This window comes from Nostoc sp. (assembly GCF_036917935.1).
Classification (GTDB): Bacteria; Cyanobacteriota; Cyanobacteriia; order Cyanobacteriales; family Nostocaceae; genus Nostoc.
In genome coordinates this window covers 77,847-95,111 of the sequence record NZ_JBALEL010000037.1, presented here as the reverse complement: position 1 = coordinate 95,111, position 17,265 = coordinate 77,847, and the positions used below count along the sequence as shown (strand labels likewise).

The window sequence follows — 17,265 nt, the reverse complement described above, 5'->3', positions numbered from 1 at the left end:
ACTGTTTTTACTTAGTGTGAAAGAGAAAGTGAAAAAGGATTTTTTGTTGCTAACAGTTGCTTTACCGAGTTTACTGATAGCATTTCCTAGCTATGCGGTTGAGAGTGAAATTGAGCAGAGAAATACTAATAAATCAACGGAAGTCATTTCAGATATTCCGAGTTTGAGTGACATTGAGCTACCCGCCACTAATGCCGAATTATTAACTCAACAATCTGTACCGATTCAAGTTAATCCAGAAGAAACTCAGCCAGAAACAGAGCAAACTCCGAGCGATGATGCAGACATTTCTATAGAATAACTCTACTGACAAGCCTACAGATTTTGCACCGTCTTTTGTGAATTTAGATTTGAGCGGGCGCATACCTCTAACTAGCAATTTAGGACTAACAGTTTACTTAGAAAATTTACTAGGTGAGCAATATGAACGAGTTAATCGCATATATAGCCCTGGATTTACTTTTCGTGTAGGTTTAAGTGCCAATTTTTAGGTATTAAATGTAGAGTGCAAAGTCTCTACATTAGACCTCTTGCATAAATCTAAAATAAAAACTCCACCCCGCCAAAGCATTGGGGTGTTAGGGACTTTTGCAAGAGGTGTATTGTTATGTCTTTTCAGATGATTTGGAAAACCTCACTTTCCTATAAGGGTAGGGTGTTAGGTTTCGCAACATTTTTGTGGTAAAAACGACGCACCGCCGTATAATATGGTGGTTCTCGGTTGAGTCAGGTACAAGAACCCCACCCCCAACCCCCTAAGAGCAAGCGAGGAGGTGGCTCTGATCTACTTCATGGGATTGGGAAACGCTATATGGTGGGTTATGGCTAAAGCCATAAGAGGATGTCTGAAAAGTTTTTTTGTATACATCTAACCCTTGGAGATCCCCCTAAATCCCCCGATAAATTGGGGGACTTTAAGACTCTTATTCCCCCCTTAAAAAAGGGGGGTTAGGGGGGATCAATAAATATTTGATGCTTCTCAGATATCCTCTAACACACCCTACTTAAAATTTACTTTTAATCTAAAATTTAAAATCTAAAATCTAAAATTGTTATGAGAGCCAAAATTGAAAATAAAATACTTTTTATCCACCACGAAGATTTACCAGAGTTTAAGAAGGGTGGTTCGGTGGTGAGAAACTCTTATTTCTGGGCGCTACGTTCAATTGCTGGTCAAGCTTCACGTTATCGTGATTGGGAATACGAACCGGAGGTTTGGCTAGCGCTTTCGCGAATGCTTTTGTCGTTTGCTGAATCTGGGTATTTGGGTCTTAGAGAAACCTTGCTAGAGTTTCCCTTATCTCAAGGAGAAATTCCTAGTTTACTGCGAGATGTGTCCACTTGGGAATAGGGATGCATAGCTATTATTGGTGTTAACTTAAGGCAAAAACCCTTTACCAGCTTCTAGCTGAAAATGCTCCTAACTAAAAATAAAACTGCGATGACTCATTACATTTTAAAAGCCTTAAAAGAAACCGTGCATTTAGGTGGTTTCTCGCATCTGCTAGAACCAGCACTCATTATTGATTCTGGCGACACCGTTGAGGTAGAAACTTATACTGGTTACTACGTTTATGACAAAGCACCACCAGAGTTTCTCACACCAGAATTTCTCGATATCTGCCAAAATCTTCTACCAGAACGTAAAATTGCTGGGGGGCCGCATTTACTCACAGGGCCAATTTATGTACGGGATGCGGAACCAGGGGATGTTTTAGAAGTACAATTAGATGCGATCGCACCTAGTTTACCTGTCGGCTTCAATGCCATTCGTATAGGTTGGGGAGCTTTACCACATCAGTTTCCTCAACCCGCGTTGAGATTCATTCCTTTAGATTTAGCAAACAATATCGCGGAATTTCCGGCGGGTACTGGCATAAAAATTCCTCTCAAACCCTTTTTTGGAATTCTTGGTGTAGCTACCCCAGAAACCTCTCGAACTTCTGTCCCACCAGGTTCTTACGGCGGTAATATCGACAATCGGGAATTACTTGCTGGTTCTCGTTTATTTTTGCCGATTTTCGTACCAGGTGCATTATTTTCGATTGGTGATGGGCATTCGGCACAGGGAGACGGCGAGGTAAATGTCACCGCCATTGAAACTTCCATGAACGGTAGAATTACCCTCAAACTTCGCAAAGATTTACAACTAACAACACCAATCGCCGAAACTCCAACTGATATCATTACAATGGGTTTTGCTCAAACCTTAGATGAAGCCTTAGAACTGGCTTTAAAAAACATGATTGATTTTCTGGAACGCTTTGCAAATTTGTCGCCAGAAGATGCTTATGTATTGTGTAGTTTAGCTGTGAATTTTCATATCACTCAAGTTGTGAACAGTCCTCAAAAAGGTGTGCATGGAATGCTACCCAAATCAATTTTGTCCAAGAATATTAATTTATAATTTGCGAGAATTCAAATGCTCAGATTGCTGATTGATTTAAGAAGTCGAGAATCTTATCACTCAGCAAGGTTGTAAAATAGAAACTGCTACTATCACCAGATCGAGGCTGAAAGTAACGGGAGGTAGTAGCCACGCTTTCATGCGCCAAAATCTTTGTTTAATGATAGGTGTTCGTTATTTCCTGAACACCTAAGATATTAGTTGAGCTTCAGCAATATCTTTGTTAAGCCATCGCCTAGCTTTTCAATAGATTCTTGCTGTTTAGGATCTTTTAATGTGCCATCAGGATTGAAGGCTTCGTAAGCTTTGGGTAAGGCTATCTGGTCGGGAAGTACCAAAACTTTGATGTTTCCTAAAATAGACCGCAGGTGAACCAACCCCCGCAAACCACCAAGAGCGCCAGGGGAAGCGCTCAGAATGCCAGCAACCTTACCTGCAAAAGCAGCTAACGGTGCTTCATTTGGGGCTGGACGGGATGCCCAATCAATGGCATTCTTTAGAACTGCTGTGAGTGAACTGTTATATTCCGGCGAAGCAATCAGCAATCCTTGATGAGAAATCATCAAATCTTTAAAAGTGCGGGCGTTGGCAGGTAGTCCTTCTTGAGCTTCCAAATCTTCATCAAACAGAGGTAGGGGCAAATCGCGGAGGTCTATATAAGTCACTTCTGCGCCTGCTGCCTTAGCGCCCGCCGCCGCGATTTTTACCAGTTTTTTGTTGTAAGAATCAATCCGGGTGCTGCCAGCAAAGGCGAGGATTTTAGGTGTAGATGCCATAGTTTAGAGGTTGAATGGGAAGGATTAACCTGTTCAGCTGCATTATCCTGTTTCCAGGCGATCGCTATTTGCTACCTTTAGATTTTCTTTACAAACTTTCTCGTTATGGCGAATTGGTCAGACTCTTATCTCGGCAAGTTACGACAAGTTGTCGGTGAGCGCCTACTTCTATTATTTGGCGCACGTGTGATTATCGAGGATAGCTTGGGGCGCGTTTTGTTGCAAAAGCGGAGTGATTTCAAAGTTTGGGGGCTACCTGGCGGCTGTCCAGAGATAGGTGAATCTGCCGAAGAATGTTCAGCACGAGAGGTTTTTGAGGAAACTGGTTTAACGGTTAAGCGTTTTGCAGCCGTGGGCTTTTCTTCCAACCCAGCCTTTGAAACTGTAACCTATCCCAATGGCGATCGCGTGCAAAACTTCATTTTGATTTTGCGAGCCGTTGAATGGTCAGGCAGCCTCGCTTGTTTAGATGGAGAATCGCTAGCACTGGAATTTTTTGATTTGGCGGACTTACCTACATTAATGCCAAATGACCACCCTGTTTTAGAAAAGTTTCAGGAATACAAGAAAAGCGGCGAATTTCTGTTGTTTTAAAAATCTGGCGATCAGATTTCAAGCAACACGCTGTCGAGGCACATAAAGGACTTCCAAATAACAAAATACCCGACAAGATTGGATAATTTATTTGTTGGAAATCCCTAAAAATGGTGTAATATATTGGGTGGCCCTGTGTTGCATACTCAGGGAGCGTCAAATATTGACTTTAGTTGTCTCCAGCAGCTTGACGCTGGCATAAATAGCATCAATATAAGGTGTGGGAATTTGAGTGAGTTTTCCCAATTCTGCCACCGCGCCAACGATCGCGTCTATCTCCGTAGCGCGTCCGGCTTCAATATCTTGTAGCATTGAAGTTTTATGGGCACCAACATTTTCTGCCCCATTAATTCGCTGATCCATTGTGATGCCAAACTTTATACCCAAATTTTCTGCGATCGCTTGGGTTTCTGTCATCATTTGCCGCGCTAGTTCACGGGTGAGGGGATAGCGACAAATATCCTCTAAGGTAGCACCAGTCAAGGCACTGATGGGATTAAATGCCACATTACCCCACAACTTGATCCAAATTTCCGTGCGAATTTGATTGCGGATTGGTGCTTTGAATCCTGCCTGTTTTAAAGTCTGTGCTAATAATTGGATGCGTTCTGTTTTAGTGCCGTCGATTTCACCGAGAGTAAAGCGATCGCCTTCAATATGTTTAATTACACCTGGTTCAATTATCTCAGTTGCCGGGTAAACAACACAACCAATGGCGCGTTGGGCACCGATACTAGCTTCAATAATCCCATCTGGGTCAACAGATTGAATCTGCGTACCTTCATACTCACCACCATGCTGACGAAAGTACCACCAAGGAACGCCATTTTGGGCTGTCACCACCATCGTGTGAGAATTGTAGAGTGCAGAAAGAGAAGGTGCGATCGCAGGTACACTGTGAGCCTTGACAGTTAAAATTACTACATCTTGTTTACCCGCTGACTGAATATCACTAGTTGCCAAAGTCGGAGTAACAATTTGGCTGGAACCGTCTGCCATGAGCAACTTCAGCCCGTTTTTTTGAATTGCTTCCAAATGAGAACCACGAGCGATCAGCGTCACTCCTTCACCAGCCAGTGCCAGTTTTGCCCCTAAATATCCACCAATCGCACCCGCGCCAACAATACAGATTTTCATTTTCTCAAAAAAAAGGGAACGGGGAACTCTTAACAGGGAAGAAGGAATAAAGATATACTGAGTTTTTTTCAAAAATCAAATCGGAGTCCTATAGATTCTCCAGAGATTAATCCAGTTAACCGAAAGCGTACTCAGCACTCACTAGCAGCTATACTTTGCATCGCTGACAATAGGTCTTGATGAACAGATTTTGAGGCAGCTATTATCAATCCAGGCAGACTATAGTTTTGACAAGTATGCAGTGGCGGTAAAGTCGAACCGTCCAGAGTAGTTACAATCCACCCAGCCTCTTTTGCAATAAAAGCGAGTGCAGCACTATCAATAAATTTGCCCGATTTGATCACTGCTGCACTCAAGTCGCCACTGAGAATACCATTGAGATTCGGAATTTGAATATCACTAGAGTAATCAGTTGCTATATCGATTACTTTATATTGATCTTTTAGTAAATGTGCGATGGAATTCATTCCCCATCCCAACAAAATAGAAGGTTTAGCGGATGTTATATGTAACGGGGCACAGGCTTCTAAGCTCATCTCCAGTGTCCCTTTAAAAGCACCTTGGCCTCGAAGGGCGTAAAAATAAACGTTTTGGGCAGGAGAAATGGCAATTACTGCTTCAAAGTCATCCGCATTTAGAATACTGAGAATAATTTGGTAATTAGAATGTCCATCCATGTAAAACTTCGTGCCATCGATGGGGTCGAGTGTGACTAAGTAATCTCCTTCTGAACCGAGTTCGGTAGCGCGAAAATACTTGGTGTTGTTAGAACTTTCATATTCTTCACCATAAAAGCGAATCTCTGGGAAAGTGCCTAGTAATACTACTTCTACCAGATTTTGAATAGCCACATCTGCATCAGTAAGGGCGGCAGCAAAAAAGTTTTTTGCTTGTTCTTTCGCGGGAAGTGCAGCAATTTTTGGTTGTAGAAAATTGGCATAAGCTGCTGCTACTTTCAGATGGGGAAGTAAAGTCTCTAAAATTAATCGAGTCGTTGGTGTTGTGGACATTGCAGCAAACTCCTTTTAGAAATAATCTCCCGTTGGCAAGGCGATAGAATTCTATGTCTAGACAAAATTACGGGATCATTTTGATGCAATGATACCACCGTTGCTATATTACTTTAATCTGTGTGTCTCAAAGAGCCTATAGAGAGATCGCAATTTTTATCGTAAAATTAAGGGTCTAAGACTGAACGTCAACACGCAGCTAAAGTTACCCTGGGGGATCTTGCGACAGTCAGGTTTTAAATCCCCATCTGAAACTCTCTTATCTACGAGATACTACGTATAGCTTGCTTGCCTGTAAGGGTAAAATTTTGAATTGTTATTGATGGTTTTAGGAAACTTTTTCGAGCTTATTCTGAGTGAATTTGGATAGCTTATGACGTTTGAGTACTGAAGGTACGCCAAGAGTACCAAGAATGAGTAAGCTAAGGATAGAAGTGGGTTCAGGGACGGTGATTATGGTTGCAGAAAAACTAATGGGTAACTCACTATCTTCCAATCCCAAATTTTCAAAACCTGGTATGATTGGCGGTGCAGAAAAAACCTCTAAATAACCTGGTGTTGGCAAAAAACTCGCGAAAAATGGACTAGAATAATTTCCTCCCGAAGTGGAATACCCAAAACCATCACCTGTTAATTGCTGAGTATTAAGACTAATTAAATTATCAACATTAAAAGGTTCGTTTCCTGGTATTGGAGTCCCAGCGGGTTGTAGACCAGTAATTGTTTCACTATTTCGTGTACCAGTAATTCCAGAAATCAGGTAAAAACCCAAATCGTTAGGGGTGTCATTAGTGGTAAAAGTACCGTTCGCCGCTATGCCAGTACCAGAATAATTCCAGTTCCAACTTAAAGCAGAAGCGGCTGGCATTTTCCCGAAAACTAATCCAGATGTGGTAGCGAGGGCTATGGCAGATAGTAGAGCTAGATTTTTCATGGAACTCGTTAGCGCGATCGCGGATATTCTAGAAGTTTCCCATGTATTATATGGAAATTGGGCAATAATAATTCAACAAGCATAAAAGGTTTGCAGCCAGGGCTGAAAGCCTTACTAAGAGCAAATTTGATGAATGTTACATTGCATAGGATAGTTTGATTACAGCGCTTTTCAAGTAATTGAACTACACCATTCCCCATTCCCTCCCCACTCCCTACTTACTTAGCAACGATCAAATAGCCATGCCAAAGCAGCATCAACATTACTAACCTGTTCCCCTGGCGGTATGGCTGGACGATTTACCATCACAACCTTCATGCCCAGTTCTCGCGCTGCAATAATCTTGGGCTTTGTGGCGTCGCCACCACTATTTTTACTCACGATGGTATCAATGTTGTTGTGAATCAGGATTTGTCTCTCATTATTCAGGGTAAAGGGGCCGCGATCGCACAATACCATTCCCGGTGGCACTAAAGCATCATCGCCAGGAGGGTCAATCATCCGCATCAAAAACCAAATTTTCTCTAAGTGAGCAAAGGCGGCGAGTTCTTGCCTACCAACTGTCAAAAATACGCGCTGTGCCTGGTTTTGCAGGGCTGTTGCTGCCGCTTTAACACTATCAACTTCAATCCAGCGATCGCCACTTACTTTTTCCCAAGGCGGACGAATTAACATCAGACGGGGTACTCCAACTTCGGTTGCCGCATCTGCCGCATTCAAGGAAATCTGAGTTGCAAAAGGATGGGTTGCATCAATTAATAAGTCGATTTGCTCCCCTCGCAGATAGCTAGCCAATCCAGCCACACCACCGAAGCCTCCAACCCGCAAATCGCCCAATGGTATTGACGGTTCACGGGTGCGGCCAGCTAGAGAGGTGATTACTTCTAACCCTTGGATAGTCGTAACTTTGGCAGCTACTTCTGCTGCATCACCCGTTCCACCCAAAATCAAAACGCGCATCATTGAGATAAAGGTGGAATCTTTGCTAAAATGCCCTTCTTCATTGCTTCTGGACGCTCTGACCAAGGTAGTAAACCATCTGCTTTGCCATAGTATTGACTAGCACATTGCAGTACCGCAGAGGCACTACCATCAACGCCTAAATCACCAAATAAATATGTTAATTTCCCTTTGGCAGCAAAGGCGACTACACAAGAACGATTACAAGCACTCATGCATTCAACTTCCTGAATCGGAAACTCATCTCGTAAGTCCCAATCTTGTGCCAGCTGCTGAAGTTGGTGTAGAAGTTTTTCACCACCACTTTCACCTAAGCGTTTTCCATCTTGCCAAACACTGGCACAGGTTTTGCAAACAAATAAAGTATGTTCAGCAACACCCAAAGGACTGGTTGGGGAAATATTTACAGTCGTAGTCATCTGTACCTCGCAGAGATGTGGAAATGATAAATCTATTTCGGTGGGCATCCTGACTTACTCAATTTGGGATTTTCGATTATTTAGTTCCTTAATCTCAAATTGGTTCACAGTTGCGGGACAGCGCCGGATTTGCACCGAACTTTCCCCGTTACCTCTGGTAGCTGACTCCTACCAGAACCGAATAACCTTATCGATCATACACTAGGGTGATCTGAGAATACCAAACAACAAGAGACCTCTTGCAAAAGTCCCTAACACCCCACCCCCAACCCCTCCCCGCTTGCGGGGAGGGGAGACTTTGACGTAAGTTAAAGGCGGGGTGGGGTTCTTTTTTTGATTTATGCAAGAGGTCTAAGCTTTGCGCCAAGGATCAAACTGGACGACAACCAGATAAAATACTGTGCATATTCACTACTTGTCCAATGACTGCGATCGCAGGCGCACTAAATCCAGTTTGCTCTACCTGCTCTACAATTGTTTCCAATGTCCCAATCAATTCTTCTTGTTCTGGCCGCGTACCCCAGCGCACCAAAGCAATGGACGTTTTTAAATTCAACCCAGCTGCAATTAATTCGTCCACAATATAAGGTAGATTGTGAATTCCCATATAAATTACAATGGTTTCGGAACCGTGAGCGATCGCACTCCAATTCACGATCGGTCTATACTTACCCGCCGCTTCATGACCAGTTACAAATGTCACTGATGAACTATACAGCCGATGAGTCAAAGGAATACCGGCATAAGCCGCCGCTGCAATTCCCGATGTGATACCCGGCACAACTTCCGCTGATATCCCCGCCTGGACTAATTCTGCCATCTCTTCGCCACCGCGACCAAAAATAAACGGATCGCCACCCTTTAGCCGCACCACAATTGCATGATCCTGCGCTTTATCAATCAGCAATTGAGTGGTTTCTGACTGCAACAACGAATGTCTCCCCGCACGCTTACCAGCATTAATTTGCTCGGCTTGGGGATTAATCATTGCCAGAATTGCCGGACTGACTAAGGCATCATAGATCACTACATCTGCACATTCCAACAAACCTTTCGCCTTCAGAGTTATTAGTCCTGGATCACCTGGGCCCGCACCTACTAAATAAACCTTTCCCAAATACTTGTTCTCCTGTTTTTCTCTGCGGTTCATTTATCTATTAAATCCCAAATTAGCTCGGCTAATTCTGCACTTGCTCCCAAGGGCTGCGCCAATTGGAAATTCACCACAGAAAATTGTAATTTTAGCTCCTCTATTGAGGCGGCGATCGCATCGGTTATGCCACCAGCGAATAAAAAGTATGGTAAAATTGCAATTTCTCGATAACCAGCACTTACCAAATCTTTCACCCGTGATTCTAAACTAGGAGGCCCAGCCCAATAAGCAGCCATTGCTCCCAAACTCGCCGCCATTGCTTCCACAGTTTCTTGTGAACCTGGGCGACGGCTACCATGAGCTAATAGAATCCATGCTTCTGCTTTTATAGCAGCTATTTGCTTTGCCAGCAATTTCTCTAAATTGGGGTGAGAGCCTAAATATGGTTGCAACTCGATGATCGTATCTTCACCAGCAGCCTGTTGTGCGAGTGCTACTTCGGCGGGAATATCTGTCATGACATGCACTCCCGGCAGCAGAAATAGCGGTACAATTTTGAGGCGGTTTTCGTTTTGAGACAGTGTGCAATCCCCAAAGGCGCTCTTAGCAAATTGTTGAATCTGCTTGTGTAAAGGTTGAGGATTCATTTCTAAAGCAGCGATGCCAACCAAATGTTCGCTATTTACTGAGTTGTGGTTTTTTGGCAATTTGTGACATACCAGTTTTGCTAGTTGCTGCATAGCAATTTCTGGGCGCGGGTCGCGACTTCCGTGAGATAATAGTAGATAGGCAGATGACATTGGTAAAGTTTGAACTCTCAGTTACTATTCTTATTTAAGATATAGCGTTTCCTAATCATACAAGGTACATTATAGTCCCCTCATCGCTTGCGGGGAGGGGGTTGGGGGTGGGGTTCTTGTATCTCACTCAAGCGAGAACCGCTATATCAGTTACTATTCTTATTTAAGATAAAGGTGGGAATAATTAATTACTCTGGTAATTATTTAAATTATTATCAATTACTAAATAGAAGTATTCTTAATCACTTTTATATTCTCCCCCTACTACTTACCTGATTGTTCTTCGGCAGTGTAAGTATAAAATTGATCAAAAGCTCCTACCGTTTCAAATTTGTAAGAAGGTATCCAAGAATTTATTTTTAAATCTGTACGGTAAACACTAAAAATAACGAAATCTTGCCTTTGTGTAGTCCTGGCAATAATTTCTTGGATTTGCGGGTTAGCCGAGTCAACCAACTTATCACAATTAAAATGGATTAAATTTTCAATAATATTCGTAGTTTTTTTACATACATCGGTTTTTAAGTATTTTGTCAGCCGTTGAACTGCATATTCTTCATATTCAACCTGACTGGGATTGGTTTTCGCCATTGTCACACCCAAGGCGGCGAGTCCTACTGCTGCTACAGTATACGCGATGATGGTCAATGGTTTCATATTTGCCAAGTAAAATTCATTGTAATCGTTAGATTCCAGAGACTCTAAATCAACTAAATCCGTTCCTTGAACAAAAACTCTTGATCGCTTGCCAATTTCTTGCTATAATTCAAATTGTTGAATGGCGAGCGTAGCCAAGTGGTTAAGGCAGTGGTTTGTGGTACCACCATTCGTGGGTTCAATTCCCATCGTTCGCCCTACATAATTTTATATTGATGCCTATACTCCTGTAGAAGGTGGGTTAGATGGTGTGAACACTCATAACCATCACTTTAACAAGGATCTGTAATCTATAGCTTTATAGACTTGGAAGGATTACAAGCTGACTCTAATTCATTAGCTTATCCTATTAGGACTTACACGAAAATCACTCTTAAGTTTAATTTATCGAACCGCCAACGCGGGGCCGATAACTCGATCAACAGCAAGCGATCGCCGCCGGATTTCAACGTCACGTTGCCAAACCCATTGATCCAGAAGTTTTGGTAGCGATCGTCATCGAAATGTGGACTTGTATGCTGTTCCCTTAGTTCAGCATTGGTGGATAAAACTATGGGCAGATAAACAAATTGCTGATGCTTACAACCAAACCAGGAGTGCGGGCGCTAATTTGCTAATGTTGCACACTATTTAATGAAGATTGGTCACACAATTTTGGATTTTAGATTTTAGATTGACCCCAGCAATCAAGTCAGGGGCAAGTCATTTAATTTCAGATTTGAGATTAAAAAATTATTCTCGCGTTTAAATTCGCTTGCTCTAGACCTTTTTAAATTTGGGATGAGAGAATCTTCTCTTCTTAGGCTCCGCCAACAATTCCATTATCCAAAATTTAAAATCTAAAATTAGGTAAGCGACTTCGGGACTACGTAACGCTGACAATATACAAAGTTTGAGCGCTAAAAACTTAGTCGAGAAAAGCTCTAATGTGCTTTTTTTATTTGTGACTCTACATGAAACTCTTTCATATTAAGATTATCGGCTTTTTAGAGAAGCCGGTAATCTTAGCCTCAGAACTTTTTGAACCCACATTTAACTGTTAGAAAATGCCTAGAAGAATGATAAAAGTCAGCCCACAGAAGGCAAGCATAGATATAATCAGAATGTTGCTTATACTGTGGTCAGAAGATGTTAACTTATCTGTATTGTTAGCCATATAAATCGACCAGATTTGAAACAATTCTTGCTTAAATTATAAGTAGGGTAAATCAAGATTGTTCTATCTCTGTATAAAAATTTACTTTTATACATTTAAGTTTAGCTGAATAGTTAAGCTTTAAATTAAACCATTAAGTTTTGTTTCTTACTTAGCAAAATAGATAATGGTAAGAAAATTATTTGTTTCCAAAATTACTACAATATTAGCAATTATTAGATTTACATAATAAATTATCTACATCTACTATGAACAGGAATATTAACAATCTATAATAATTAAAAAAAAGTATTGATTTACAAGCTTTACCGAGCTTTACAGGTAAATATTGACCTGCTCGGTGTGCTAATAATCAGATACACACAGATAAATGATACAGTAAAGATTAAATAAGGCATTTGAGGGCATGAGAAATTGTGCGCCTAATAGTATTATGCAGTTATTTTCTAACATCTATCAAAAGAAATAAAAATTGTATTCCTTTAGTTAGAGTCAAAAATACTGAGTCATAGATACTTTAAGTAAAGTAGAACATGAGTGTAAGTGCCATCTGAAAAGTTGATACTTGTAGTACACAGATAAATATAATTTATCTGTGTTATTTCGTGTTTATATGTGTCTAACAAAAGGTGGAGGCTTATTTGTCTTGCCTAGAAAGTTAACAATGCAAACATCGTCATTTAGTGGAGTTGCTATGTCTGAATTGCTTCAAGCAGTCTTAGATAGTGAAGAAAGAAGTGATTTGCGTTCCTTTCTTAGTGAATTACGCCAACAAGAAAAGAAGTACTTGCTGCGGAACGACATACTCAATGTATATAGCGAGTATTGCTCAAAGTCCCAGAAACCTGAGACTTTTTACACTTCCTCTGAGTTAGGAAAACTCATTTACTATACTCAGGAAATAATTCAGGAGGACTCAAACTTCTGTTTCATCATCCGTTCTAAGATTGCCAGCCAAGAAGTTTATTGGTTGACATCAGACTTAAGCATTGAGCCGATGACGGTGCAGGATTTGTTGGATCTGCGCGATCGCTTGGTGGACAAATTTCATCCTAACGACGGCGGCTTGCTAGAATTGGATTTCGGCCCGTTTTATGACTACACCCCAGTCATCCGCGACCCCAAAAATATTGGTAAAGGGGTGCAATTCCTCAACCGCTATCTATCCAGCAAAATATTTCAAGACTCCAAACAATTGCTGGACAGCTTGTTGAATTTCTTGCGCCTGCACCACTACAATGGTGTGCAACTGCTAGTCAACGATCGCATTCAATCACAGCAGCAACTTTCTGAGCAAGTTAAGAAAGCTATCAGTTTTGTTAATAATCGCCCCGCAGATGAACCCTATGAACAATTCCGGTTCCAATTGCAGTCAATGGGTTTTGAGCCGGGTTGGGGTAACACCGCAGCGCGAGTGCAGGAAACCCTAAATATTCTCGATGAATTGATTGATTCTGCCGATCCTCAAACCCTAGAAGCATTCATTTCTCGCATCCCGATGATTTTTAGAATTGTCTTGGTGTCAGCTCACGGTTGGTTTGGGCAAGAGGGAGTTTTAGGGCGTCCCGATACCGGTGGTCAGGTAGTTTACGTCCTTGACCAGGCAAAGAGCCTAGAAAAGCAGCTACAAGAAGATGTTCTGCTTGCGGGTTTAGAGAAATTGAATGTCGAGCCAAAGGTAATTATTCTCACCCGCTTGATTCCCAATAGTGATGGTACCCTTTGTAATCAACGGCTAGAAAAAGTCCACGGTACTGAAAATGCCTGGATTTTGCGAGTGCCTTTACGGGAATTTAACCCTAACATGACTCAAAACTGGATTTCTCGGTTTGAGTTTTGGCCTTATCTAGAAACTTTTGCCATTGATTCCGAAAGAGAACTACGGGCAGAATTTCACGGCACACCTGACTTAATAGTTGGAAACTATACTGATGGGAATTTAATAGCATTCTTGTTGGCGCGACGGCTGAAAGTTACTCAATGCAATGTTGCCCATGCTTTGGAAAAATCTAAATACTTGTTCAGTAACCTCTACTGGCAAGAATTAGAGGATAAATATCATTTTTCCTTGCAATTCACAGCTGATTTGATTGCCATGAATGCTGCCAATTTTGTGATTAGTAGCACCTACCAAGAAATTGTCGGAACACCAGATAGTGTGGGACAGTACGAATCTTATAAATGCTTCACTATGCCGGAGTTGTACCATGTTACCAATGGCATTGAATTATTTAGCCCTAAATTTAATGTCGTACCGCCTGGAGTAAACGAAAATAATTACTTCCCCTACACCCGAACTAAAGATCGAGTAGAGAGCGATCGCCAACGCCTTGCAGAAACCCTCTTTACTCTGGAAGATCCCACACAAATCTTTGGCAAACTCGACGATCCTAACAAGCGCCCTCTCTTCTCAATGGCGCGTCTTGACCACATCAAAAACCTCACAGGTTTAGCTGAATGTTATGGTCAAAGTAAAGAATTACAAGAGCATTGCAACTTAATTTTGGTCGCAGGTAAATTACGCGTCGAAGAATCAGGCGACAACGAAGAACGCGACGAAATTATCAAACTCTACCAAATAATTGACCAGTACAATCTCCACGGTAAAATTCGTTGGCTGGGTGTGCGCCTGACTAAAACTGATTCTGGTGAAATTTACCGAGTCATTGCCGATCATCAAGGAATTTTTGTACAACCAGCTTTATTTGAAGCTTTTGGTTTGACAATTTTAGAGTCGATGGTTTCAGGATTACCAACTTTTGCTACACAATTTGGTGGACCACTGGAGATTATTCAAGATAAGGTGAATGGCTTTTTGATTAACCCGACAAATTTAGAAGAGACAGCCACAAAAATTGTGGAATTTATCACTAAATGCGAACAAAATCCTAACTATTGGAGTGAAATTTCCCAGCGAGGAATTGACCGAGTTTACAGCACCTATACTTGGAAAATTCACACTAGCAAGCTGCTATCATTAGCACGGATTTATGGCTTCTGGAACTTTACTTCCAAGGAAAATCGAGAAGATTTATTGCGCTATATCGAGGCTTTGTTCTATTTAATTTACAAGCCAAGAGCGCAACAGCTATTAGAGCAGCACAAGTACCGATAATAAGTTAGAAGGGATAAGCTGTTCCATATTTAACTCAATACGCTTGGGTTAAGAATTATTGATATGTAGTAGACGTTGCAATGCAACACATCTACAAAGGATTTCGGGCTTAACCCAAGCGTATGTAAGGGCATCTAAATTACTCTGGACAAAAAGCTTTATTTATGTATTAACGCAAAAATAAGGATTTACCTTTTGATTAATGTTCCAGATCCGAAACCTATGCCTACGACCGGCTACACCTACGTATAAAATATTATCAACAAGCAAGATTTAATGCGAATTTACCACAAATTATTGATAAAATGTGCTGACCCTGGCTAAATCAGCTAAATCACAATTAATATTAAGGTCTATTTGTGAAACGAGCAGCCCAAAAGCTTAAAAATCAGGAAACCATTCTATGAGGGATCTGACCAGTGACAGCCAACTATCAAGGATTGTTTTGAAGGGTTTTAAGTCTATTGCTGAATGTGACCTTAAACTTTTGAAACTAAACGTACTTATTGGATGTAATGGTGCAGGTAAATCTAACTTCATAGGCTTCTTTCGCATGGTTCAGCAGATGCTTGAGAGGAATCTGCAAGTTTTGGTAAGCCGCCAGGGTGGCCCCGATGCGATCTTGCATTTTGGCCGTAAAACAACTGAGCAACTAAAGATTAAGCTTTATTTTGGAAACAACGGGTACTTCGCTACGCTTGAACCAACTCAAGACAACCGTCTGATGTTTTCCAAAGAGTCTTTTTGGTGGAACAAGATCGGTGAGCGTGAAATCGGTAGTGGTCATTTTGAGACTAATGCTTTACAAGGCAGTGGGACAGGAATTGACAAGTACATATTGCCCACCATGCGGCAGTGGCGGGTTTATCATTTCCATGACACAAGCGACAGCGCTTATGTGAAGCAACCACACAGAATTAATGATAATGTTTACTTGCGTTCTGACGCACGCAATCTTGCAGCTTTCCTATATTTGTTAAGTGAAAATTATTCGGAATCTTATCGGCGAATTGTCAAAACAATTCGACTTGTTGCTCCTTTCTTTGGTGATTTCTATCTACGACCTTCTCCACAAAACAATGAGGTTATCGAGTTGGAATGGGTCGAGCAAGGTCAAGATATTCCGTTTAAAGCTCATCTTCTTTCGGATGGAACACTTCGTTTTATCTGCCTGGTTACAGTCTTTTTGCAACCTACTTCCCTTCAACCCGAAACCATTTTGGTTGATGAACCTGAGCTAGGTCTTCACCCGTATGCAATTACTGTTCTTGCATCGTTAATGCGCTCTGTCGCCAGAGAAAAACAAGTTATTGTTTCAACTCAGTCGGTTGAACTGCTCAATGAATTTAGGGCGGAAGATGTAATTGTTGTGGATCGTGATGATGGTAAATCATCACTCCGAAGATTGAATGAGGATGATTTACATGAGTGGCTTGAAGACTACAGCTTAGGAGAACTGTGGAAAAAGAACATCCTTGGCGGGAGACCTTCACGATGATCCGAATACACGTTTTTGTAGAAGGACAGACGGAAGAAACTTTTGTAAAAGAAGTACTCTGCGAACATCTTCAGCGAAAAGATATATACCTCAACCCCATTCTTGTGCGAACTAGCTCAACAAATAAGGGTGGTGTAGTGAGTTATGCAAAGATCAAGCCGCAATTGAATCGTAAATGCCTTGAAGATGATTCGGCGTTCGTCACTACGATGTTTGATTTATATCGATTGCCAAATGATTTTCCAGGAAGCAGTTCTCTGCCTAGTACGAATAACCCATTTCAGAAAGCTGAATATCTTGAACAGCAAATGAGCGCAGACATTAAACACCAAAATTTTCTCCCCAATCTACTGGTTCATGAGTTTGAGGGACTCCTGTACAGCAATCCACAAGCTTTTCTCGCATGGTTTGACCAAAGTATAGTAGATAGTCTACAGGCAGACCGTAACTTATTTATTTCACCTGAACATATTAATGAAGGCCCGACAACAGCCCCATCCAAACGAATTATCAGATGTTGCCTTGGATATGAAAAGCCATTACATGGCTCCTTGATTGCAATGGATATTGGGTTGGATATAATACGTCAGCAGTGCCAGCATTTCAATCAATGGTTAACGCGTCTTGAAAAGATTAGCGGCAGTAACGGTTGAAGAGAATATATTGCCCTCAAAAGACAGTAAAATGTTAGTTTTTTACTCCATATTTT

General features: G+C 41.5%; 16 protein-coding genes, 1 tRNA gene, 1 pseudogene and 1 riboswitch. Of the genes and pseudogenes, 9 read left to right on the top strand and 9 right to left on the bottom strand.

The window, feature by feature from the left end; translation table 11 throughout:
* Positions 1-28 precede the first annotated feature (28 nt).
* The 4 genes and pseudogenes from V7K62_RS15555 to V7K62_RS15540 all read left to right on the top strand — a co-directional run bounded on the left by V7K62_RS15555 (position 29) and on the right by V7K62_RS15540 (position 2,407).
* Complete coding sequence (locus V7K62_RS15555; protein WP_334865398.1) at positions 29-301, top strand: hypothetical protein; 273 nt, start codon at positions 29-31, stop codon at positions 299-301.
* 7 nt (positions 302-308) lie between these two features.
* Positions 309-491 (top strand): annotated as a pseudogene (locus V7K62_RS15550) (hypothetical protein); the annotation flags it as partial.
* Positions 492-1,054: 563 nt separating this feature from the next.
* On the top strand, positions 1,055-1,351 hold the full coding sequence (locus tag V7K62_RS15545; protein ID WP_334865396.1) for a hypothetical protein: 297 nt from the start codon (positions 1,055-1,057) through the stop codon (positions 1,349-1,351).
* Between the two features lie 90 nt (positions 1,352-1,441).
* Positions 1,442-2,407, top strand: coding sequence for an acetamidase/formamidase family protein (locus V7K62_RS15540; RefSeq protein WP_334865394.1), 966 nt, complete (start codon positions 1,442-1,444; stop codon positions 2,405-2,407).
* 197 nt (positions 2,408-2,604) lie between these two features.
* On the opposite strand, the gene V7K62_RS15535 is transcribed toward V7K62_RS15540, so the two are convergent.
* Positions 2,605-3,183, bottom strand: a complete 579-nt coding sequence (locus tag V7K62_RS15535) for an NADPH-dependent FMN reductase (protein WP_334865392.1) — start codon at positions 3,181-3,183, stop codon at positions 2,605-2,607.
* Positions 3,184-3,288: 105 nt separating this feature from the next.
* Here V7K62_RS15535 and V7K62_RS15530 point away from each other — a divergent pair, with 105 nt between their 5' ends.
* Positions 3,289-3,777 (top strand): NUDIX hydrolase, encoded by a 489-nt coding sequence (locus V7K62_RS15530; RefSeq protein ID WP_334865390.1) that lies wholly within the window; start codon positions 3,289-3,291, stop codon positions 3,775-3,777.
* Between the two features lie 156 nt (positions 3,778-3,933).
* Here the strand turns inward: V7K62_RS15530 and V7K62_RS15525 are convergent, their stop codons facing one another.
* From V7K62_RS15525 to V7K62_RS15490, 8 genes are all read right to left on the bottom strand, one after another.
* Entirely contained in the window at positions 3,934-4,914 is a 981-nt protein-coding gene (locus V7K62_RS15525; RefSeq protein ID WP_334865388.1) for a 2-dehydropantoate 2-reductase, read from the bottom strand.
* A 131-nt stretch (positions 4,915-5,045) separates the two neighbouring features.
* Positions 5,046-5,924 (bottom strand): inositol monophosphatase family protein, encoded by an 879-nt coding sequence (locus V7K62_RS15520; protein ID WP_334865386.1) that lies wholly within the window; start codon positions 5,922-5,924, stop codon positions 5,046-5,048.
* 328 nt (positions 5,925-6,252) lie between these two features.
* Positions 6,253-6,858, bottom strand: coding sequence for a PEP-CTERM sorting domain-containing protein (locus tag V7K62_RS15515; protein ID WP_334865384.1), 606 nt, complete (start codon positions 6,856-6,858; stop codon positions 6,253-6,255).
* 222 nt (positions 6,859-7,080) lie between these two features.
* Entirely contained in the window at positions 7,081-7,818 is a 738-nt protein-coding gene (locus V7K62_RS15510; protein ID WP_334866007.1) for a cobalt-precorrin-6A reductase, read from the bottom strand.
* A complete protein-coding gene (locus V7K62_RS15505) occupies positions 7,818-8,237 on the bottom strand; it encodes a DUF1636 domain-containing protein (RefSeq protein WP_334865382.1) in 420 nt (139 codons plus the stop codon). The genes V7K62_RS15510 and V7K62_RS15505 overlap by 1 nt, the downstream gene beginning before the upstream one ends.
* Positions 8,238-8,259: 22 nt before the next feature.
* Positions 8,260-8,434: riboswitch (cobalamin riboswitch) on the bottom strand.
* Between the two features lie 173 nt (positions 8,435-8,607).
* On the bottom strand, positions 8,608-9,387 hold the full coding sequence (gene cobA, locus V7K62_RS15500; protein ID WP_334865380.1) for a uroporphyrinogen-III C-methyltransferase: 780 nt from the start codon (positions 9,385-9,387) through the stop codon (positions 8,608-8,610).
* Complete coding sequence (locus tag V7K62_RS15495) at positions 9,384-10,130, bottom strand: sirohydrochlorin chelatase (RefSeq protein WP_334865378.1); 747 nt, start codon at positions 10,128-10,130, stop codon at positions 9,384-9,386. Before V7K62_RS15495 ends, cobA begins: the two co-directional genes overlap by 4 nt.
* Positions 10,131-10,394: 264 nt before the next feature.
* Complete coding sequence (locus V7K62_RS15490) at positions 10,395-10,787, bottom strand: DUF4359 domain-containing protein (protein ID WP_334865376.1); 393 nt, start codon at positions 10,785-10,787, stop codon at positions 10,395-10,397.
* Positions 10,788-10,911: 124 nt separating this feature from the next.
* Between V7K62_RS15490 and V7K62_RS15485 the strand changes: the two genes are divergently transcribed.
* The 4 genes from V7K62_RS15485 to V7K62_RS15470 all read left to right on the top strand — a co-directional run bounded on the left by V7K62_RS15485 (position 10,912) and on the right by V7K62_RS15470 (position 17,209).
* Positions 10,912-10,984: transfer RNA gene (locus V7K62_RS15485), tRNA-His, on the top strand.
* A 1,653-nt stretch (positions 10,985-12,637) separates the two neighbouring features.
* On the top strand, positions 12,638-15,058 hold the full coding sequence (locus V7K62_RS15480) for a sucrose synthase (RefSeq protein WP_334865374.1): 2,421 nt from the start codon (positions 12,638-12,640) through the stop codon (positions 15,056-15,058).
* A gap of 403 nt (positions 15,059-15,461) precedes the next feature.
* Positions 15,462-16,556, top strand: a complete 1,095-nt coding sequence (locus V7K62_RS15475; protein ID WP_334865373.1) for an AAA family ATPase — start codon at positions 15,462-15,464, stop codon at positions 16,554-16,556.
* A complete protein-coding gene (locus V7K62_RS15470) occupies positions 16,553-17,209 on the top strand; it encodes a DUF4276 family protein (RefSeq protein WP_334865371.1) in 657 nt (218 codons plus the stop codon). The genes V7K62_RS15475 and V7K62_RS15470 overlap by 4 nt, the downstream gene beginning before the upstream one ends.
* Positions 17,210-17,265 lie beyond the last annotated feature (56 nt).